The organism is Dickeya sp. ws52 (assembly GCF_007210685.1).
Taxonomy (GTDB): Bacteria; Pseudomonadota; Gammaproteobacteria; order Enterobacterales; family Enterobacteriaceae; genus Dickeya; species Dickeya chrysanthemi.
In genome coordinates this window covers 1-19,492 of the sequence record NZ_SZVX01000018.1, presented here as the reverse complement: position 1 = coordinate 19,492, position 19,492 = coordinate 1, and the positions used below count along the sequence as shown (strand labels likewise).

The 19,492-nt window shown below is 55.6% G+C and carries 21 protein-coding genes; 19 read left to right on the top strand and 2 right to left on the bottom strand.

Annotated features, from left to right (window positions below):
- Position 1: 1 nt before the first annotated feature.
- Positions 2-1,183: a type III secretion system gatekeeper subunit SctW gene (gene sctW, locus FDP13_RS16470; RefSeq protein ID WP_012769612.1), complete on the bottom strand. Its 1,182-nt coding sequence runs from the start codon at positions 1,181-1,183 to the stop codon at positions 2-4.
- 322 nt (positions 1,184-1,505) lie between these two features.
- Here sctW and FDP13_RS16465 point away from each other — a divergent pair, with 322 nt between their 5' ends.
- The 17 genes from FDP13_RS16465 to hrpN all read left to right on the top strand — a co-directional run bounded on the left by FDP13_RS16465 (position 1,506) and on the right by hrpN (position 16,515).
- Positions 1,506-2,060, top strand: coding sequence for an RNA polymerase sigma factor (locus tag FDP13_RS16465; protein WP_012769613.1), 555 nt, complete (start codon positions 1,506-1,508; stop codon positions 2,058-2,060).
- A 259-nt stretch (positions 2,061-2,319) separates the two neighbouring features.
- Positions 2,320-3,786 (top strand): PAS domain S-box protein, encoded by a 1,467-nt coding sequence (locus FDP13_RS16460; RefSeq protein WP_027711921.1) that lies wholly within the window; start codon positions 2,320-2,322, stop codon positions 3,784-3,786.
- 32 nt (positions 3,787-3,818) lie between these two features.
- The gene (locus FDP13_RS16455) at positions 3,819-4,460 is read left to right on the top strand and encodes a response regulator transcription factor (RefSeq protein ID WP_012769615.1); all 642 of its coding nucleotides are present in this window, start codon (positions 3,819-3,821) and stop codon (positions 4,458-4,460) included.
- 373 nt (positions 4,461-4,833) lie between these two features.
- On the top strand, positions 4,834-5,811 hold the full coding sequence (locus FDP13_RS16450; protein ID WP_012769616.1) for a sigma 54-interacting transcriptional regulator: 978 nt from the start codon (positions 4,834-4,836) through the stop codon (positions 5,809-5,811).
- A 166-nt stretch (positions 5,812-5,977) separates the two neighbouring features.
- A complete protein-coding gene (locus tag FDP13_RS16445; RefSeq protein ID WP_033575736.1) occupies positions 5,978-6,184 on the top strand; it encodes a hypothetical protein in 207 nt (68 codons plus the stop codon).
- Positions 6,185-6,266: 82 nt separating this feature from the next.
- A complete protein-coding gene (locus FDP13_RS16440) occupies positions 6,267-6,635 on the top strand; it encodes an EscI/YscI/HrpB family type III secretion system inner rod protein (RefSeq protein ID WP_012769618.1) in 369 nt (122 codons plus the stop codon).
- 82 nt (positions 6,636-6,717) lie between these two features.
- On the top strand, positions 6,718-7,500 hold the full coding sequence (gene sctJ, locus FDP13_RS16435) for a type III secretion system inner membrane ring lipoprotein SctJ (protein WP_027711924.1): 783 nt from the start codon (positions 6,718-6,720) through the stop codon (positions 7,498-7,500).
- Positions 7,501-7,502: 2 nt separating this feature from the next.
- A complete protein-coding gene (locus tag FDP13_RS16430; RefSeq protein ID WP_143839915.1) occupies positions 7,503-8,066 on the top strand; it encodes a serine kinase in 564 nt (187 codons plus the stop codon).
- Positions 8,067-8,171: 105 nt separating this feature from the next.
- Positions 8,172-8,774: a type III secretion system stator protein SctL gene (sctL, locus tag FDP13_RS16425; RefSeq protein ID WP_012769621.1), complete on the top strand. Its 603-nt coding sequence runs from the start codon at positions 8,172-8,174 to the stop codon at positions 8,772-8,774.
- 248 nt (positions 8,775-9,022) lie between these two features.
- Positions 9,023-10,330, top strand: coding sequence for a lytic murein transglycosylase (locus tag FDP13_RS16420; protein WP_143839914.1), 1,308 nt, complete (start codon positions 9,023-9,025; stop codon positions 10,328-10,330).
- Between the two features lie 384 nt (positions 10,331-10,714).
- The gene (locus tag FDP13_RS16415; protein WP_143839913.1) at positions 10,715-11,764 is read left to right on the top strand and encodes a phospholipase; all 1,050 of its coding nucleotides are present in this window, start codon (positions 10,715-10,717) and stop codon (positions 11,762-11,764) included.
- A gap of 231 nt (positions 11,765-11,995) precedes the next feature.
- Entirely contained in the window at positions 11,996-12,223 is a 228-nt protein-coding gene (locus FDP13_RS16410; protein WP_012769625.1) for a type III secretion protein HrpF, read from the top strand.
- Positions 12,210-12,644: a type III secretion system chaperone gene (locus tag FDP13_RS16405; protein WP_012769626.1), complete on the top strand. Its 435-nt coding sequence runs from the start codon at positions 12,210-12,212 to the stop codon at positions 12,642-12,644. The genes FDP13_RS16410 and FDP13_RS16405 overlap by 14 nt, the downstream gene beginning before the upstream one ends.
- Positions 12,637-14,712: a type III secretion system outer membrane ring subunit SctC gene (gene sctC / locus FDP13_RS16400; RefSeq protein WP_012769627.1), complete on the top strand. Its 2,076-nt coding sequence runs from the start codon at positions 12,637-12,639 to the stop codon at positions 14,710-14,712. Before FDP13_RS16405 ends, sctC begins: the two co-directional genes overlap by 8 nt.
- A 34-nt stretch (positions 14,713-14,746) precedes the next feature.
- Positions 14,747-14,932: an HrpT family type III secretion system protein gene (gene hrpT / locus FDP13_RS16395; protein ID WP_012769628.1), complete on the top strand. Its 186-nt coding sequence runs from the start codon at positions 14,747-14,749 to the stop codon at positions 14,930-14,932.
- Positions 14,929-15,339, top strand: a complete 411-nt coding sequence (hrpV, locus tag FDP13_RS16390) for an HrpV family type III secretion system protein (RefSeq protein ID WP_012769629.1) — start codon at positions 14,929-14,931, stop codon at positions 15,337-15,339. The genes hrpT and hrpV overlap by 4 nt, the downstream gene beginning before the upstream one ends.
- A 159-nt stretch (positions 15,340-15,498) precedes the next feature.
- Positions 15,499-16,515: a harpin HrpN gene (gene hrpN / locus FDP13_RS16385; RefSeq protein ID WP_012769630.1), complete on the top strand. Its 1,017-nt coding sequence runs from the start codon at positions 15,499-15,501 to the stop codon at positions 16,513-16,515.
- Between the two features lie 86 nt (positions 16,516-16,601).
- On the opposite strand, the gene FDP13_RS16380 is transcribed toward hrpN, so the two are convergent.
- The gene (locus FDP13_RS16380) at positions 16,602-17,000 is read right to left on the bottom strand and encodes a cupin domain-containing protein (protein ID WP_143839912.1); all 399 of its coding nucleotides are present in this window, start codon (positions 16,998-17,000) and stop codon (positions 16,602-16,604) included.
- Between the two features lie 321 nt (positions 17,001-17,321).
- On the opposite strand from FDP13_RS16380, the gene FDP13_RS16375 reads away from it, so the two are divergent.
- The gene (locus tag FDP13_RS16375; RefSeq protein ID WP_012769632.1) at positions 17,322-18,998 is read left to right on the top strand and encodes a ShlB/FhaC/HecB family hemolysin secretion/activation protein; all 1,677 of its coding nucleotides are present in this window, start codon (positions 17,322-17,324) and stop codon (positions 18,996-18,998) included.
- A gap of 107 nt (positions 18,999-19,105) precedes the next feature.
- Positions 19,106-19,492, top strand: a 387-nt coding sequence (locus FDP13_RS16370; RefSeq protein ID WP_143839911.1) for a filamentous hemagglutinin N-terminal domain-containing protein, incomplete at its 3' end; no start/stop codon positions are given.

Below are 19,492 nucleotides of genomic sequence, written 5' to 3'. Positions count from 1 at the left end.
GTTACCCCTTGTTCCGAGAACGGTCGTTCATTGATGCGGCGTTATCCTGCTGCTGTTGCTTTTCGTACTGGGCGAAATCGCCGATCAGGCTGCGAATCAGTTGCAGAGCGGTGAGCCGATTTTTCGCATCGCGCCACAGCGGGTGCGGCAGGTCGTTGACCAGCGGCAGCAGGCCATTGAAAAACATCAGCTGGCGCTGGAGATCCTGCCCGGCGACTTCGCGGCCCAGATTATGCAAGTCGCGGGCGTAAGCGCCGTTAGCGCTCAGGCCGATCAATCGTCGCGTCAGTTCTACCGCACCCAGCGTGCATTCCGGCATACGCGACGCCAGCCGCGCCAACAGCGACTGGCTGGCCGACAGCGTGTGGCTCAACTGGCGCGAGTCGTTCAGGCTGGTGAGCATTTTGCTCAGCACATTTTTTGAAATAGACGGCGCCAGTGAGGCAATATCCGCCGCCAGCGCGCGTTGCAGTGTGCGCAACCCGGCCGCGAAGTGTTGTGCATCGAAGCGTTCCAGTAAGGCATCGAGCAGGGCGCTGGGAGATTGTTGATGGACAATGCGCTGATAGTAGAGGTCGCGCAGCGCCTGCTTCTGGTTAGGGTCGGTACTGAACAGGGAAATGGCGGCGGCGGTGTTGAGCCCCGCCCGAACTTCCGGCCCTTTTTCCTGATGTAACTTTTCCAGGCTTTGGCCGGCGGCCTGGGTGAGCGACGCATCCTGCTGTTGTTGCGCCTGGCTCAGTACATGACGCAGAACGATATCGCTGCGCGCCGCGTCGCCGCCCGCCGCCTGCATGATGGCGTCGACCGATGGCGGCGAGGACTGACCCAACAACCCCTGCATCTGACGGATTTGCTGGTCAAGCGTCGGGTGCTTCGGGTTTTCCAGCAATTCGAACAGCTCGGTCAGTTTTTCGATGCGTTCAATGTTGGCCATCATACGGCTCTGCGGTTGGCTGATTTGCCGGCGGTTAAGCGCTTTGCTTTTGCGTTCAATCTGCTCGCCAAAGCTGGCGGCGACTTCTTCCATCGCGTCGTTGAGGGTTTTGTCGTGCGAGGGACGAGCCTCGCCGGTTTTAGACGGTGAGCCGATCGGCGTCTGCTCGTCGATATCATTGTCATTATTGTTGACGGCCGTGCTGCTGGTATTGAGCACGGAAGAAACGTTATTGAGTGAAATCATGGTCCTGTCCTGCCAGAAGCAGCCTTTTCTTTAACGGTGTGCTGTTATGTGGCAGGACCTGAAAGCGGGTTCCCGTTAAATGATGTAAGTCAACATTGTAAGGTAACAATAAGTTATTATTAATATGGTAACTATTTGGGTGGTTTGCTCTGCAAAAGTTTGCAATTCAGGCTGGATTTCACCGGCAAAAAGTGGCGTAAAAAGCCATAGGGATAAAAAATAAATTATTACATAACAGTGGGTTAATCGTTTTTCATCAGCTGGCACGCGCCTTGCTCTTCTCGATGCGCCAATTAGGGCACAACGATGGAGAGTTAATGAAATGGAAACGATTGCACTGAAACAAATGGATGCGTGTCAGATTCATACCCCTGCCAATACCGTGGATTGGGAGCAGGTTTTTCGCCTGCATGGCAAACGACTGCAAAACTTCATTCGCAAGCGCGTATCGAACCGTGAGGATGTGGAAGATTTACAGCAGATGACCTACCTGGAAGTGTTGAAAAATCGCGAAAAGTTCGCCGGCGCTTCGCGTCCGGAGACCTGGGTATTCGGCATCGCCCTGAATCTGGTACGAAATCACTTCAAGCAGGCGCGTTATCGTGCCTTCGATATTAGCGACGAGGCGTTGGAAGTCGCGGAAATTCTGTCGACGGATATCGATCCCAGCCGTATCACGGAATGCGATCACTCATTGAGCCGCGCACTGGCGGCCAGTGCGCACCTGCCTGAGGAAACGCGTAAAATGTTGATGATGTTGCTGGATGCCGATGTCAGCTACCAGGACATTGCCGAGCAACTCAACATTCCTATTGGCACTGTACGTTCGCGTCTTTCCCGCGCCAGGGGATATCTCCGCCAGGCCGTTGATGCATAAGCTGAATCCCCCGTGTGCGAAATCGTCACGGGGGATCGCTGGTATTGCCATGCCCCGGGAGGGCATCTCCCCTGAATCAAGGGAGGTGAAGGAACCTGTCAGTCAGTATCAGGTTGTCAGCCGCCGCAGAGCCGTGCGGCAACGCAGCCTAACAGGGTCGCAGGCCTCCTTCCCCGAAGGTGATTTCTGCGGCTTTCCTTTCGCTGTCGGCGCCTGGTTTACAGGGGCCGATAGGCTTAGCGATAGCAAGGAGATGGCCATGTTATATATCCCAACTTCCCGGCAACCCCACCATCCCGATGACGTTCCGCCGTTGGAACTGGTGGATTTCGCCTTTAGTCGTATCAAGGATGCTATTTATATCGTCAATGATATGGAGCAGTTCTGTTACGCCAATGACGAGGCATGTCGCATGTTGGGCTACAGTCGTCGCGAATTTCGTCGTATGCGGATACAAAATATCGACCTCGACTGGGAGCAGGAAAAGACAAAGCGCCACTGGTGCGATCCGCGTGGTTGGAAACGCGGGCTGACGTTTGAAACCGAGCACAGAACCCGTCAGGGCGTGGTGCTGCCGGTAGAAGTCAGCGTGAACCATTTTCTACATAAAGGACGAAAGTACAGCATGTGTGTCGTCAGGGATATTCGTGAACGCAAACAGAACGAACAACTGGCTTACGCCCGAGAGCAGGAGTTCCGGGCGCTGGTAGAGAACACGCCGGATCTGGTCACGCGCTTTGATACGCAGCTCAATTGCCAATACGCCAATCCCGCCGTATTGGCTCACCTGCGTTTTACCGCCGAGCAACTGCACGGGCGGCGGTTGACCGACTTATTGCCCAATGCTCGCTGCGCTCAGCGTATTTTGCAATTGGTGCAGATGGTGGTGGATACGCAGAGCAGCGTTGAAGGGGAACTGGAAGAGGACATCGGCATGACAACGACGCGCCACCGGGTGATCCACCATATCCGCTGCGTGCCGGAGTTTGATCAGCGCGGCAAGCTGATATCGATCCTGACCGTCGGGCGGGATATTACCGCCATACGCTATGCCGAAAAAAAACTGGAAGACTCCCATATGCAGTTGCGGCTGTTGGCGCGCCAGCGGGAAATTTCCCGCGAAGAAGAACGTAAACACATCGCCCGAGAGATCCATGATGAACTGGGGCAACACCTGACATCGATGCGTATGAGCCTGTCGCTGATGCGTATGCAGTTTGCCCGCGATAATCCACATATGCTGACGCAACTACAGAATTTGATGGCGTTGTCCGATAAAACCATTCAGGTGGTAAGACACGTAGCGACCCGGTTACGCCCTAACGTGCTGGATATGGGGCTGACACCGGCGCTGGAGTGGTTGCGGGATGATTTTATTCGTCAATATCGCTGCCCATGCCTGTTACATGCCCCTGAGCCTGAAGTGGTGCTCAATGATGAATGCGCCACGGCGGCGTTTCGGGTGGTGCAGGAATCGCTCACCAATATCGCGCGGCACGCCGAAGCGACGCAAGTGGTGATTTCGCTGGAAAACCGCGAAGGATTGATCGTGTTGAGCGTGCACGACAACGGTAAAGGATTTGACGCTCAAACTCGTAAACCCAACGCCTTCGGCCTGATGAGCATGAAAGAGCGCGGTCGAATGCTGGGTGGCGAGGTGGTAATAGAAAGTCAGCCGGGCGCCGGTACGTTGGTCCGGCTGACGTTTCCGCAGGATACCGCCTAAAACAGATGTCTCTGGAGAGGACGACAACGCGAATGGACAGACTCATAAAACTGATGATCGCTGACGATCATGTGATTATGCGTGAAGGATTAAAACAGATCTTTGCATTAGACGAGAATCTGGAGGTGGTGGCGGAAGCGGGAACCGGATCGCAGGTTTTGTCGCAACTGCGTGAGAATCAGGTGGATTTACTGCTGCTGGACATGAGTATGCCGGGCATTTGCGGTGAAGAGCTGATTATCCGCATTGTGGCGCAATACCCACGTCTGCCGATCCTGGTGCTGAGTATGTACAGCGAACCGCAAATCGCCCGGCGGGTACTGAAAAGCGGGGCGCTGGGCTATATCACGAAAGATAAAGATCCGGAAGCGCTGCTGTCGGCTATCCGCCGGGTTGCACAGGGCGCACGCTACATTGATCACAGTATCGCCGAACAGATTGTGTTCGCGGATTGTCAGACGCGCGGCGATGGACGTCATGAATTGCTGACTTCGCGGGAGCACCAGATCATGGTGATGCTGGCGCAGGGATTGGGCGTGAATGCGATTGCCGAAATGCTGGCCATCAGCAATAAAACCGTCAGTACCCACAAATCGCGGTTAATGGAAAAAATGCAATTCACCACCAATGCAGACATCGTGAAGTATGCATTGAGCCAGCGTTTAATCATCTGACGGTAGCGTGTACGCCGCGCCTCTCCGTCATGCATCATCGCCTGCCGTGACGGAGAGGCGATCCTCGTTTCCCCTTATCCGGATAGCCATCGCGGCGGCGATTTCCGGGGGTAAGATTATTCCTACTTTTTGCTCTGAAATCCCTACCTCAACTTCAGCGGTTGGCTGATGGTTTGTTTTGCGCCAGGCAGTAATGTTTACGCATACCATCAATACGTCGTTAAAACGATCAGATTTATCGCAGTTGATCGTTAAGAATGCATCAGGGTGACGATGATGGTTGTCAGATCGACGCTGTTACCGACATGTCGGCACAGCATGGAAATGATCCGACAGTCTGATAATGGAATACAAAAAAAGTACAGGAGCAGTCATGACGTTAAGGAATAGCAATGAGTTTTCGCAGTCACTTCATTGTGCTACGCATCATTTTTTGTCAACACAGCAATCGGAGGATATACACGGCTCACTCGCTTCTCTCATCCACACTATTGCGCCTCTCAATGTCGATATCGTACTGGAGGGGGAAACCGGCACCGGAAAAGATACGCTGGCGCGCCGCATCCATCAGCTTTCCGGTTGTGCCGGTCCGCTGGTGGCGGTGAATTGCGCGGCCGTACCGGAAACGCTGGCGGAAAGCGAGTTATTCGGGGTGGTTTCCGGCGCCTATACCGGCGCCAGCCGGTCCCGTGCCGGATACCTTGAAACCGCCGATAAAGGCATCCTGTTTTTGGATGAAATCGACAGTATGCCATTGACGTTACAGGCAAAAATGTTGAGGGTGCTGGAAAGTCGCGGCATTGAGCGGTTAGGCAGTACCCAATTCAAACCGGTGGATATGCGGGTGATTGTCGCTACCCAGACGCCGTTGCAAAAGCTGGTGGACGAGGGGCGTTTTCGACGTGACCTTTACTTCCGGCTGGATACGGTAAAAATTCAATTGCCGACGCTGCGCTCACGCACGGACATCATTTTGCCGTTGTTTCAGCGCTTTTTACACGATGCCGCCGCCCGCCTGAAACTGTCGGTACCGGGGGTGTCGGTCATCATGCAGGAGCAATTGCTGATGCACGACTGGCCGGGCAATATTCGTGAACTGAAGGCTGCCGCCGAGCGGTGGGTGCTGGGATTGTCGCCGGTGCCGATCGTCGCCGACGGAGACGGCGCAGAGAGCGACACGCCGCTGACATCGTTGAAGGTTCGGTTGCGCCGTATCGAGCGCTTTCTGATTCAGGAAGCGTTGCAGCGTAATGACCACTGTATCGATACCGTCGTCAGTGAGCTTGGGATCCCCAAGCGCACGCTTTATCACCGCATCAAGTTGCTGAATGTCGCGGCGCGCGGGCTGTAATTTACCAGGCAGTATCCTGTTATCACCACCAGGGGAAAAAAAGTGAACATCTTCCGGAACCACCTCGCATTATCTCCTACTTAATCTATGAACACGATGACTGTGTAAGTCGCAAAGTTCAGTAGCGAAATTCACTTTATCAATCAATTGTTAATTGGAGATATCTATCATGATGGGACTTTCTAACGCAGCAGCATTGGCAGGTATGCAGACTCTGGACAAAACCATGGCATCGACCACGGCGATGACCACCGCTGCCCAGGCGCAGAAAATGAAAACCGATGCTATCAGCTCAATCACCGACGGCCAGATGGACTCTGCCACCAAGGCCATGAACTCCGGGCAGAAAGCGGCCAAAGCTATTCAGTTCTGATGTTGTGTAGGTAGTCGACTACCGGGGGGAAGTTCCCCCGGTTTTTTTGTCAGATGAACATCCATCAAAGAGGAACGGACTCATGATGAAAATTACCCGTGTCAATGAAGTTCAGGGAGTGATCAACGACGGTGAACCGCGCAGCATTGATGTTCCTGCGCAAGCGGATGTGACCTGGTTTAGCGCTGCGATGGAGCCTGCCGCGCCGGCAACGCCGACGACGCCGGACAATAAGGCCTGGCTCGGGGCGCTGGCGGAAAAATCCGACAATTTGGAAAACATGCTGCAAAAAGCGGAACGTCAGGTGAGCAAAAGCATCAACAGCAATAACCCCAAAGATGTGATGGATGCGACCCGAACGTTATCTTCGTTTTATCTGGAAAGTCTGCTGAATGCCAAGGTCGTCGCCAAGAGCGTTCAGAGTCTGGAAAAGCTGACTAACCTGCAATAACCTCGCGATAAACCGAGTCAGACCATCATTAATATCGTCATGATTTACCCAATCATGATCAACCCATAATAATGGCGCCATGATGAATAAACCCGTCCTGCACCGATTCCTGACCCTGCTGCTGGCGATGTTGATCGCGGGCTGCGGTGATCGCGTGGAGCTCCATCGCGGTCTTTCTGAAAACGATGCCAACGAAGTGATTGCCGCATTAGGGGGGTATCACATCGGGGCGGAAAAGCGTACGGATAAAGCCGGCGTCAGCATTCTGATTGATGTCAAAGACATGGAACGGGCGGTCAATATTCTTAACGCCGCCGGATTGCCGCGGCAGGCCCGCACCAATCTGGGCCAGGTGTTTCAGAAAACCGGCGTGATTTCGACACCGCTGGAAGAGCGTGCCCGTTACATTTATGCCTTGTCTCAGGAAGTGGAATCCACACTCACGCAGATTGACGGCGTGTTGGTGGCTCGGGTTCATGTTGTGTTGCCTGAGCGTATTGCACCGGGGGAACCCATTCAACCGGCATCCGCCGCGGTATTCATTAAATACCGGCCAGAGCTGGAGCCGGATAGCATCGAACCACGTATCCGCCGCATGGTGGCCAGCAGCATTCCGGGGCTTGCCGGTAAGAGCGATAAAGACCTGGCCATCGTGTTTGTTCCGGCGGAGCCCTACAAAGATCATATTCCTAAGGTGTCGCTGGGGCCGTTTCAATTGACGCCGCAGACCATGACGCAAGTGCAGTGGCTGGCCGGTTTGCTGGCGCTGGCGCTGGCGGGCGTGTTGGGCTGGCGTTTCGGCAAGCCCTGGTGGGAGCAGCAACTGGCGCGCAGGAAACAGACGCCGCCGGGTGCGGGGGCCTGAGTATGCACAGCGCCTCTGACGTTCACGACGGCTTGTACTGGATTCAGTGGTGGTGTTATGGCTGCCTGCGACAGGCGGATGCCAGTTGGCTGACGGCAGTGGCATTCAGCGAGGACGATCTGGCGCTGGCGCCGGTACACCATACCGCGATGCGCCATCGCTTCGACATCGTCGAAACAACCCCGCCTCCGCCGGAGAGCGCGCTATTGCAATTGGGGCAGTTGAATGCAGAACAACGCCGCCAGGTGTTGGCGCTGATAGCGGCGGTATGCCGTGAAACCGAGGGTGAACAGCCTGACGCGCTGGCCATCTGGTGCCGGCGACTGGCGAAAGCCTTGCGTCCCGGCCTGTGGCTGCCTTCGATGCTGGCGTTCGGCCAGCGTCGGGAACAGGACGCCTTGGTGATATTACGTAGCCGCTTTCCGGCGTCATGCTGGTCACGCCTGCAACTGTTGTACCCGCGAGACTGGTGCGACGGCGCGGCAGAAACACCTGCCGAAGCCTTACCGGCCGGCCGCATCGCCAGCCTGTGCGACGCCATTATCTGGAAAGTCGCCGCCGGGTAGTTTCGGAAAGTATAAATGTGATAATTCATATTATAATAGTTTAACGTATAAACTATTTGGTGAGCATTATCAATGTAAGCATCATCGGTATCAGGGAGAGAGGATATGTTGACCAGACGGTGCCTAAAACTGGTAGCGGGAACGGATGTGCAGGAAGCGGAACTGATTCGGGTTGAACAATTACAACAGCATCAACGCGGCCTGGCGGTGATAGAAGAAGCGCGGCAACAGGCCGATGTGTTGCTTGACGAAGCACGCCGGCAGGCGCAGGAATCGATTGCCGTTGCCACCGGGCAGGCGGAGCAACAATTCTGGCGGCAGGCGGATGAGGTATTGCGCGGCTGGCAACAGGAGCGCGAGCAAATGGAAAGCTGGCTGGTATCGCAATGCAGCCAGTTGCTGACCGATGCTATGACCCAACTTCTCAAAACCGTACCCGATGCAGAGCGTTACCCGGCGCTGTTGCGCCAGTTATTGCGCACACAAGGCGGAGAAGGCAGCGGCACGCTGTATTGCCATCCCGAACGTCAGGCCGATGTGTCCGCCTGGCTGACCGAACATCGCCACCTTGGCTGGAAATTGAGTAACGATGACGCGCTGGCGCAGGATACCCTGAAATTGATCACCGCACAGGGCGTGATGACCCTGAGCTGGCAGCGAGCGGTAGAACAGTTGTTGCCGCAGACGGAGACGTTCTCGTTAAACTGACGATGCCGACGACAGCGAAACAAGGCCGTAATGCATCGTTACCAAAGCACATGTCATACTACGGATAACCGCCGTCCGTGACAGTTATGTCAGTCGTCGCCTGTATATTCCCATATGTGGTTGCACTATTACTGTAAGAGTAGAAGTTAAACGATGCCCGAGGGGTCGCGGAGTGATGCACCGGCAATGTTCCGGCAGCCACGTGGGTCTGCTTTGGGCTGTTTTCTGTCTCTGAATGGAATAGTCGAATGGTCAATAACAGAACCCGGTGTTCATCAATGATGGCGAAGGTGACGGTGTTGTTGCTCGTCACCGGCGTGTTAAGTTCATGTGCTCATAAACATGCTCCGCCCGGCGAATGTCGCGATATTGATGGCTTGCTGAAATCGCACGGCGTGACTGACACGCCAACAGGGCTACCTACGCCAGATGAAAGTTTTGAACAATGGAAAGCCAAAGTGCGCCAGGAAGCCCTTTCTAAGGGGATTACGGCGGACACCTTTGATAAAGCGTTTGCCGACCTGACCCCAGACAACGATGTGGTGGCCGCCACGCAAAAACAGCCTGAGGTGATCACGCCGGTGTGGACCTACATTGAACAACGGGTGACGCCGGATAACATTGCGCAGGGGAAAACGTTGCTGAAACAATACGCTAAGGTGGCGGCGCGTATTGAGCAGCGTTATCAGGTGGAACCGCCATTGCTGTTCGCCTTTCTCTCCATTGAAAGTCACTATGGCGCCAATACCGGCGACAAAGCGGTCGTCCGCTCACTGGCCACGCTGGATTACTACAATTATCGTCGGGCGTTTAACCGGCAGAATCTGATTGCGGCGTTACGCATGATTCAAAACGGCGATGCGCGGCCAGAGCAGATAAAAGGCTCCTGGGCCGGAGCGATGGGGATGCCTCAGTTCATACCGACGTCTTACCTGCAATACGCCGTGGATTTTGATGGCGATCGCCGCCCTGATATCTGGACCTCTTTCCCCGATACGCTGGCATCGGTAGCCAATTATATGCAACAGGCCAAATGGAAAGCGGGCGTACCCTGGGGGTTTGAAGTGACTCTGCCCGCCGGTTTTGATTATGCCGCTTCCGGTTTGGATAGTCAGAAAACCGTTGCCGACTGGCAGGCGCTCGGGGTGAAAGCCGCCGAACCCAGAGACCTGTCATCGCTGTCTGCGGAGAACGCCTCGATATTGCTGCCGGTCGGCAAGAATGGCCCGGCATTTCTGGTGACGGACAATTTCCGCGCCATTCTGCGGTATAACAATGATATTTCCTACGCGCTGACCGTTGGCTTGCTGTCGGACAACTACCGGCATGATACGCCGGTACTCAAACCCTGGCCGCACCAGGAAACGCCGTTAACACGCAAAGAGCGTGAGGCGTTGCAAATTCTGCTACAGGAAAAACAGCGCTATCAGGGCGCTATCGACGGCAACATTGGCCGCGCCACCACGCAGGCTATCCGGACTTATCAGCAGCAACAGGGGTTACCGGCGGATGGCTACCCCGACCATGCCTTGCTTGACAGGCTGCGTTGCGATTAACGTCGCCATTCAGCCCGTCGTCACGATATCGTGCGCCGTCTGCACCAGCAGGGCGGCGCACGATTCCGTCATCGGACCTAACGTTGCTCGTCATCCCTTTTCAAACGCATTTTCCCGCCTGACCACCACACAACCCCCGCGACGTTCACCGGCGCGCATCATCCTGTAGTCTGCACTCGTTCGGCGCCGCCCAGTCAGCTGAGAGGGTATTTGGAAGGCTGGCGCTGCCTGAAGCGTTATCGCAATGGACGCGGTGTTGCAGGCCCTACACCACTGTTACGGCCTGAATTTACGTGGTTCTCACACAGCCCCAAGGCGCTTGCCGCGCTACATTGCCTGACGGAGATGTATAAACCTAATCGATTGAAAACCAAGAGGTTACCTATGGAAAAAATACTAATCTGGTTCTGCGGCACTGGCACGACTAAACAGGATTTTCTCGCCAACGTTGAAATCAGCGGTTTCAGCGCCATCGTCGCTATCGACGGCATCGGCACCGCCGCCATGTTGACCAAAACCCAGGCATTGGCCAAACGCGCCAGTTGGGGCGGCAGCTTTGTGGGGATGAGTGAAACGCTGGGCGTGCTCTACGATCAGGTCAACGGTTATGACGACCGTGCCGGCGTGGTAACGTTGGATAGCCTGTTCCCGCTGGTGGATTACCTGAAGACGCTGAAGGAATATCAACTGGTGGTCGGTGGGCATAGCCGCGGTGCGGCAGTGGGCTTAACCGAGTTTCTGGCCGAGTTGTATCATCTGGCGGTGCAGAATCAGGCCCCCGGCGTTTGGGCCAATGCGAAAACCATTCGACTGGTGGTGGTTGACCCGGTTCAGGGGCAACAGGATTCCGACAAGGATACCAACGCCTTTAATGCCATTCTCAAAGATAAAACCCTCGCTCAGATCCTGGCCGAGCTGGAAACCAAGTGGTTCGGCGGGCGGGAAGTGTTCGACACGCTGGTCTACAGCGCACGTTATGATGCCCGTTCCAGTTTTGCCTTTGATTACCGCTGGTATCGTTTCATTACTGAGCAAATGGGCAAGCAGGCCGGCCCGGCCAAACGCGCCAAACTGGTGATGGCCGGTTTCCGCCACTCGGCGCCGGTCAGCAAAGAAGACGAAATCTCCGCGCTGTATCAGGGCAAAGGCGTGGCGCCGATTGCGCTTTTGCAACAGTTGGTGTCGTTCGACCCCAACTGGGAGCAATCGGCCCGTCTGCTGAGCCAGATTGAAAACGGTTATCTCGACCAGCTCGCCGCCGGCGCGAAAACCGATTTGATCAGCCAACTGGACAAACAGACCAGCCTGTTGTCCTACGGCATTACCGGCCTTATCGGCGGCAAATCGTTGCAGAAAACGCTGTCTTCAGATAACCCGCAGAAACCGGAATACCGCCGGTTCTACCGCTATCAGTACGGGACGACGACGTTTTAACGCGTCTTACCAGGTTACTTCAGATTAGCGTAACAGGCCGTCGCCATCAGGTACGGCCTGTTTTTACTTGGTTTGTTTACCTTGCACCCATACCCGCGCGCACGGCTTCTCACCGCCTTGTACACATCTTTCATTCCCAATGGAACCGCCGCCGCTCCCCGGCCACACAACTGCAGGCCAACCACATCTGTTCAACAAACAGACCAGTTCAACTAACGGGAGTACGCAACCATGTCTTCATCTTCACCTATTCAGCGTCGGCTGGACGGCGCATTTGTCGATGCTCAGTCCCGGCTCGACGAGATGGCGCAATCTCTCTCGGAAGGGGAGGTTAGCATGGCGGATAGCTATGCGTTTTATGAAGCCAGTATGGACTATTCCAATGCCAACTGGGCTGCCGGGCAGATGCTGAGCGTCAAGCATGGCTTGGCGAAGGCCATCATCAATGACTTCAACTGAGTTACCCGGCGTGATTGAGCGCTGGCTCAACAGCGCTGCGGGTCAACTGACGCTACATATTGACGACGGCCCGGTGATGTTGACGCGTTATCACGACGGTGTGGGATGTTCCGCCGTCGTGGCACTGCCGGCCAAGGTGGATGACCGGCTGTTGCAAAAGGCGCTGCGCTATTCATCAGCCGCCGTGCTGCGACTGGGTATGGACGCCGCTACCCTCTGTTGGTCCGCCAACGACGAGCAATTGTGGTTACTGATGCGACGCGAGCCGGATGACCCAATCCGGTTGTGTCGTTCACTGGAAGTGCTGGTTAATCAGAGAGATGTCTGGCAAAGCCTGCTGGCGCAACGCGCCAAACCGGCATCGCCGCCGCCGCTGAATCTGAAGACACTGGCTTTTTTGCAAGGAGATCAGCATGTGTAACGCGCTGTATGCACTATTGTTTAACCTTTACCGCCTGTTTTGCTGGTCGCTGGTGCTGATGGGGATGTTGCCTATCGCCCATGCGGCGACGCCGGCTGATTGGAGCAAGGGCGCTTATGCCTATTCCGCCGAACAGACGCCGCTATCGGCGGTGCTGCAGGATTTTGCCAATGGTCATGGTGTCGATCTGGTGTTGGGCAACATTGAAGACGTCAATATCGAGACAAAAATCCGCGCCGACAACGCCGTTGCGTTTCTCGATCGGTTAGCGTTGGAGCACCGTTTTCAGTGGTTCGTCTACAACAACGTGTTATACGTCAGTCCGCAGGATGAACAGACCTCGGTACGTATCGAGGTATCGCAAGACGCCGCGCCGGACATGAAACAGGCATTGACCGGCATCGGTTTGCTGGATTCCCGCTTCGGCTGGGGGGAATTGCCGGAAGAAGGCGTGGTGCTGGTCACCGGCCCGACCGAATACATCAATTTGATCCGTAATTTCAGTCAGCAGCGTGAAACCAAAGAAGATCGTCGCAAGGTGATGATCTTTCCATTGCGTTACGCTTCGGTATCGGACCGCACTATCCAGTATCGCGATCAGCGCCTGGTGATCCCCGGCGTGGCGACCATTCTGAATGAATTAATGGATGGCAACCGCAACACGCCCGCCGGTGCCGCGGCCGCGGGCAGCGGTATCGGCAGCGACGGCGGAATGACGACGGCCGACGGCGCGGGCGGTGGGCAGGATGCCAGTAAGGCGATTGAAATGAACGCCCGCTCGATGCTGGCCAAGTTGGCGAGCCGTAACAGCGGCGGCGCCTCTTCGGCGTCCCGTAAAAAAGATCAGCTCAACGGCAAGGTATCGGCGGATGTGCGCAACAACGCACTGTTGGTGCGCGACGATGAAAAACGTCGGGATGAATACCAGCAACTGATCGACAAGATCGACGTGCCGCAAAATCTGGTCAACATCGATGCGATCATTCTGGATGTGGACCGCACGGCGCTTTCCAGGCTGGAAGCCAACTGGCAAGGGAAACTGGGTGCCGTTACCGGCGGTGCCAACATGATGTCAGGTTCCAGCACGCTGTTTGTCAGCGATTTCAAACGTTTTTCCGCTGATATTCAGGCGCTGGAAGGCGAGGGCACCGCATCTATCGTCGCCAATCCATCGGTACTGACGTTGGAAAACCAGCCCGCGGTGATCGATTTCAGCCGTACCGCCTTTATTACCGCCACCGGCGAGCGGGTGGCGAATGTGCAGCCGGTGACCGCCGGCACCAGCCTGCAGGTGACGCCGCGGGTCGTCGGCCACGGCGGCTCGAGCAGTATCCAACTGGTTATCGATATTGAGGACGGTCAGGTGGAAACCAATACCGAAGGCACCGCTTCCGGTGTGAAACGCGGTACGGTCAGTACGCAGGCGCTGATTGGCGAAAACCGGGCGTTGGTGTTGGGGGGATTTCACGTCGAAGAGAGCGGTGATCGCGATAAGCGTGTGCCGTTGCTCGGCGACATCCCCTGGATCGGCAAACTGTTCACCTCACGCCAGCATGAAGTCTCCCGCCGCGAACGGTTGTTTATTCTCACGCCGCACTTAATTGGCGATCAGAACGATCCCACCCGGTTTGTCTCGGCGGATAACCGTCGTCAACTGAATGACGCTATGGGGCGAGTGGCCCAGCGCAACAGCAAAACCGATCTGTTCGGCACAGTAGAAAATGCCCTGCGCGATCTGGCCAGCGGCCAGACGCCGGCCGGTTTCACCATTGACGGCAGCGGGCCGACATTGTCGGAGATTTGTCGCACATCGCCATCAATGAGTTATCAGAGTCATCGTCACCAGTGGTACAGCAATTTGTCTCTCAGCCTGACGGTCGGGGTGGTGAAAAACACCGGTACTCAGCCCCTGCGCTTTGACGAAGCCAGCTGTGCCAATAGCCGTACGCTGGCGGTCGCCGCCTGGCCGAAAACCACGCTGGCACCCGGTGAATCCACCGAGGTGTATCTGGCGCTGTTGCCGGCCAAAAACGCGCAACCGTCTCGCGCATCCTTAATCAAACCCTGACGATTCACACCCATAGCCTTTAGGGAGAAAAGCCATGCGTTATAAAACTTTATTGCTGTTTTTCGGCATGTTGCTCAGCGCCTGCGCTGCCCGCACGCCACCCGGCGCTTGTGTATCGGTGAGTTGCCGTCCGGACCCCGACAGTCGGCAGATGGTTATCTGGTGGCAGACGGACATGCGCCCCGGTGCGGCCGATTTTACCCGAGTGAACGTGCCATGACCGATAGCATCACGGTATTCGACACCGTTACGGCGTTTATGGCCGCGATGAACCGGCATCAGGCGGCGCGCTGGTCGCCGCAATCCGGCGTCGATCTGGTATTTCAGTTTGGGGACACCGGACGTGAACTCATGATGCAGATTCAGCCGGGGCAGCAATATCCCGGCATGTTGCGCAGCCTGCTCGCTCGTCGTTATCAGCAGGCGGCAGAGTGCGATGGCTGCCATCTGTGCCTGAACGGCAGCGATGTATTGATCCTCTGGTGGCCGCTGCCATCAGATCCCGGCAGTTATCCGCAGGTGATCGAACGTTTGTTTGAACTGGCGGGGATGACGTTGCCGTCGGTATCCATAGCACCGGCGGCGCGCGTGCAGACAGGGAACGGACGCGCCCGATCATTAAGATAAGGCGGCTTTTTTTATTGCAAAACGATAACGGTGAGGAACCGTTTCACCGTCGGCGTCACTCAGTAACAAGTATCCATCATGATGCCTACATCGGGATCGGCGTGGGCATCCGTTGCAGATACTTTTGCGAACACCTGACATGAATGAGGAAACGAAATTATGCAAATTACGATCAAAGCGCACATCGGCGGTGATTTGGGCGTCTCCGGCCTGGGGCTGGGTTCTCAGGGACTGAAGGGACTGAATTCCGCGGCGTCATCGCTGGGTTCCAGCGTGGATAAACTGAGCAGCACCATCGATAAGTTGACCTCCGCGCTGACGTCGATGATGTTTGGCGGCGCGCAGGGGCTGGGCGCCAGCTCGAAGGGGCTGGGGATGAGCAATCAACTGGGCCAGTCTTTCGGCAATGGCGCGCAGGGTGCCGGCAACTTGTTATCCATGCCGCAATCCGGCAGCGATGCCTTGTCAAAAATGTTTGATAAAGCGCTGGACGATCTGCTGGGTCATGACACCGTGACCAAGCTGACTAACCAGAGCAACCAACTGGCTAATTCACTGCTGAACGCCAGCCAGATGACCCAGGGTAATATGAATGCGTTCGGCAGCGGTGTGAACAACGCACTGTCGTCGATTCTGGGCAACGGTCTCGGCCAGGCGATGAATGGCTTCTCTCAGCCTTCTCTGGGTGCAGGCGGCTTGCAGGGCTTGGGTGGCGCGGGTGCATTCAGCCAGTTGGGTAATGCTATCGGCATGGGCGTGGGGCAGAATGCTGCGCTGGGTGCGTTGAGTAACGTCAGCACCCACGTAGACGGCAACAACCGCCACTTTGTGGATAAAGAAGATCGCGGCATGGCGAAAGAGATCGGCCAGTTTATGGATCAGTATCCGGAAATTTTTGGTAAGCCGCAGTATCAGAAAGATAACTGGAGCTCAGCAAAAACTGACGACAAATCCTGGGCTAAGGCGCTGAGTAAACCGGATGATGACGGTATGACCGGCGCCAGCATGGACAAATTCCGTCAGGCGATGGGTATGATCAAAAGCGCCGTAGCAGGGGATACCGGCAATACCAACCTGAACCTGCGCGGCGCGGGTGGTGCATCGCTGGGTATCGATGCGGCTGTCGTCGGCGACAAAATAGCCAACATGGCGCTGGGTAAGCTGGCCAACGCCTGATAATCCCTGCTGGCCTGATAAAGCGGAAACGAAAAAAGAGACGGGGAAGCCTGTCTCTTTTCTTATTATGCGATTAGCGGGACCGGTTAATCATCGTCATCGACCTGGTACAAACGCACATTTTCCCGCTCATTCGCGTCGTTACGCGCCACAATCGCGATAGCATCTTCCTCGTCGCTCAGATTACGCGGCTGATGGGGAACGCCGGGTGGAATATAGAGAAACTCGCCGGCCAGATGGAAACACGTCTGCGATAACTCTGTGCCGTAACGTACTTCGATCCGCCCTTTTAGCAGATAGATTGCGGTTTCGTAATCAACATGGTAGTGCGGTTCCGCCTGCGCGCCGGCCGGGATCACCACAATATTCATAGAAAGCTGTCTTGAACCTACCGTATCGCGGGAGATGCCGACAAAATAGGGCAGTTTTTGCGTGGTATCCGTGGGGTGTTCCGGCCTGACAATCTTGAGTTGGTTGGTCATCATCTTTCTCCACCTGGACTTTCTGGTTCTATACCGAGATATCTCACGGACGAAAGAGATGAGAAGTAAACGGCTGTTACATTCGATGAAAATCCGGTTCCCCTTTCTGTTACATCTCTGATGGTTATTTCGCGTTATGTTATGCGTTATTTTTAGATCTTATTGTCATAAATAAAATATATTTATTTTAAATCAATCATTTATTGATTTTTTAGTGTCATTTAATGTCAACTCAATTGTAAGTATTTGTATTGTTTTTGACAGGTTTGCGCATTATTATCTCAGCAATTTTTACCTTCTGTTTCTATTACATGGATGTGCATAATGCCCGTCAGTAGCAGGAAAACCGGCCTGATCGCCTGTCTTTCCCTTATCGGTTATACCGCCTCTGCGTTTTCCGCATCGTTGAACCCGGCGGAGCGAAACGACATTCAGCAACGCCAGTCGGAAGTGATTGAACAATCCCGCCAGCAGCGTGAAGCATTACAGCAGTTAAACGACATTGCGCAGGCGCCGCTGAAAGCGGATAACGCGCCGCAAGGCCCTTGTTTTACCCTGCGCGACATCCGTTTTAATCACAGTACCTTGTTGCGCCCGAGCGACCAGGCGACGCTGGTCGCAGGCTACCTGAATCGTTGCAATAACCTTGAACAAATCAACCAACTGGTGCACGACGTCAGCAACTGGTATATCCAGCGCGGCTATATCACCAGTCGTGCCTTTTTGAGCGAGCAGGATTTATCGGGCGGCGTACTGCAACTGGAAATCCTGGAAGGCCGGCTGGAAAAGATCACCATCAATAACCAGACGGAACGGATGACCCGGACGGCCTTCCCGGCACATGCAGGGGAGATCCTGAACCTGCGCGATATTGAGCAAGGCATGGAACAGATGAACCGGATGCCGTCTCAGCAGGTCACTATCGAGATCCAACCGGGCAGCCAGCCGGGATATTCGGTGGTGAATCTGACGCGTGAAGCGCATTTACCGTTTAGCGGAGGGCTGACTTTCGATAACAGCGGCCAGAAAAGCACCGGCGAAGAGCAGCTTAACGGCAGCCTGGCGCTGGATAATGTGTTCGGCTTGGCTGATCAATGGTTCATCAGCGCCGGCCATAGCAGCCGCTTTGCCACCAGTCACGATGCTGAAAGCCTGCAAGCCGGTTTCTCGATGCCGTATGGTTACTGGAACCTGGGCTACAACTATTCCCAAAGTCGTTACCGCAATACCTTTATCAACCGCGATTTTCCCTGGCATTCCACCGGCGACAGCGATACCCACCGGTTTTCGCTGTCCCGCGTCGTGTTCCGCGACGGCACGATGAAAACCGCCATTGCCGGCACGTTTAGCCAGCGAACCGGTAACAACTATCTCAACGGATCGTTATTGCCGTCCAGCAGCCGCAAACTGAGCAGTGTGTCGCTGGGCGTCAATCACAGTCAGAAACTGTGGGGCGGCCTGGCGACGTTTAACCCGACGTATAACCGCGGTGTGCGCTGGTTAGGCTCAGAAACCGACACCGACAAAAGCGCGGACGAACCGCGCGCCGAGTTCAATAAATGGACGCTGTCGGCCAGTTACTATCACCCCGTGACCGATAGCATCACCTACCTCGGCAGCCTGTACGGCCAGTACTCGGCCCGAGCGCTGTACGGCAGCGAACAACTGACGCTGGGCGGGGAATCCTCCATACGCGGATTCCGCGAGCAGTACACCTCCGGCAATCGAGGCGCTTACTGGCGTAACGAACTGAACTGGCAGGCATGGCAGTTGCCGGTGCTGGGTAACGTCACCTTCATGGCAGCGGTGGATGGCGGTCATTTGTATAACCATAAACAAGATAACTCGACGGCGGCCTCACTATGGGGCGGTGCCGTCGGCATGACCGTTGCCAGCCGCTGGTTGAGCCAACAGGTAACCGTGGGATGGCCGATTTCCTACCCGGCATGGTTACAACCCGACACCATGGTGGTGGGGTATCGGGTAGGGCTGTCGTTTTAATACAGATCAATAGATATACCTTAAATAATTCGCGTTTTATTTAAACGCTATTCTCAATGCTTTCAAGGCATTGGGCTTTTCATACAGCAAAACGCAGGAGTTCAGGGATGAAGGCGGTGAAGACGTCGCAGCGGGTGAAGGTGTGGGCGCTGGTGTGGCTGACGGTGCTGCAGCCGATGCTGCCGGCGTGGGCAGCGGGGGTGACGGTGGCGTCGGGCAACACGGCGCTGGAGGCGGCGGGCAACGGGGTGCCGGTGGTGAACATCGCCACGCCGGACGCGTCGGGGCTGTCGCACAACCGCTACCACGACTTCAACGTGGACAACCGCGGACTTATCCTCAACAACGGCACCGCCCGGCTGACGCCGAGTCAGCTGGGCGGGCTGCTCCAGAACAACCCCAACCTGAACGGCCGGTCGGCCGCGGCCATCCTCAACGAAGTGGTGTCGCCGAACCGCAGCCAGCTGGCGGGCTACCTGGAGGTGGCGGGCCCG

Coding starts and splice junctions, on each gene's coding strand:
- sctW (WP_012769612.1), bottom strand. CDS start 1,183: ATGATTTCACTCAATAACGTTTCTTCCGTGCTCAATACCAGCAGCACG.
- FDP13_RS16465 (WP_012769613.1), top strand. CDS start 1,506: ATGGAAACGATTGCACTGAAACAAATGGATGCGTGTCAGATTCATACC.
- FDP13_RS16460 (WP_027711921.1), top strand. CDS start 2,320: ATGTTATATATCCCAACTTCCCGGCAACCCCACCATCCCGATGACGTT.
- FDP13_RS16455 (WP_012769615.1), top strand. CDS start 3,819: ATGGACAGACTCATAAAACTGATGATCGCTGACGATCATGTGATTATG.
- FDP13_RS16450 (WP_012769616.1), top strand. CDS start 4,834: ATGACGTTAAGGAATAGCAATGAGTTTTCGCAGTCACTTCATTGTGCT.
- FDP13_RS16440 (WP_012769618.1), top strand. CDS start 6,267: ATGATGAAAATTACCCGTGTCAATGAAGTTCAGGGAGTGATCAACGAC.
- sctJ (WP_027711924.1), top strand. CDS start 6,718: ATGAATAAACCCGTCCTGCACCGATTCCTGACCCTGCTGCTGGCGATG.
- FDP13_RS16430 (WP_143839915.1), top strand. CDS start 7,503: ATGCACAGCGCCTCTGACGTTCACGACGGCTTGTACTGGATTCAGTGG.
- sctL (WP_012769621.1), top strand. CDS start 8,172: ATGTTGACCAGACGGTGCCTAAAACTGGTAGCGGGAACGGATGTGCAG.
- FDP13_RS16420 (WP_143839914.1), top strand. CDS start 9,023: ATGGTCAATAACAGAACCCGGTGTTCATCAATGATGGCGAAGGTGACG.
- FDP13_RS16415 (WP_143839913.1), top strand. CDS start 10,715: ATGGAAAAAATACTAATCTGGTTCTGCGGCACTGGCACGACTAAACAG.
- FDP13_RS16410 (WP_012769625.1), top strand. CDS start 11,996: ATGTCTTCATCTTCACCTATTCAGCGTCGGCTGGACGGCGCATTTGTC.
- FDP13_RS16405 (WP_012769626.1), top strand. CDS start 12,210: ATGACTTCAACTGAGTTACCCGGCGTGATTGAGCGCTGGCTCAACAGC.
- sctC (WP_012769627.1), top strand. CDS start 12,637: ATGTGTAACGCGCTGTATGCACTATTGTTTAACCTTTACCGCCTGTTT.
- hrpT (WP_012769628.1), top strand. CDS start 14,747: ATGCGTTATAAAACTTTATTGCTGTTTTTCGGCATGTTGCTCAGCGCC.
- hrpV (WP_012769629.1), top strand. CDS start 14,929: ATGACCGATAGCATCACGGTATTCGACACCGTTACGGCGTTTATGGCC.
- hrpN (WP_012769630.1), top strand. CDS start 15,499: ATGCAAATTACGATCAAAGCGCACATCGGCGGTGATTTGGGCGTCTCC.
- FDP13_RS16380 (WP_143839912.1), bottom strand. CDS start 17,000: ATGATGACCAACCAACTCAAGATTGTCAGGCCGGAACACCCCACGGAT.
- FDP13_RS16375 (WP_012769632.1), top strand. CDS start 17,322: ATGCCCGTCAGTAGCAGGAAAACCGGCCTGATCGCCTGTCTTTCCCTT.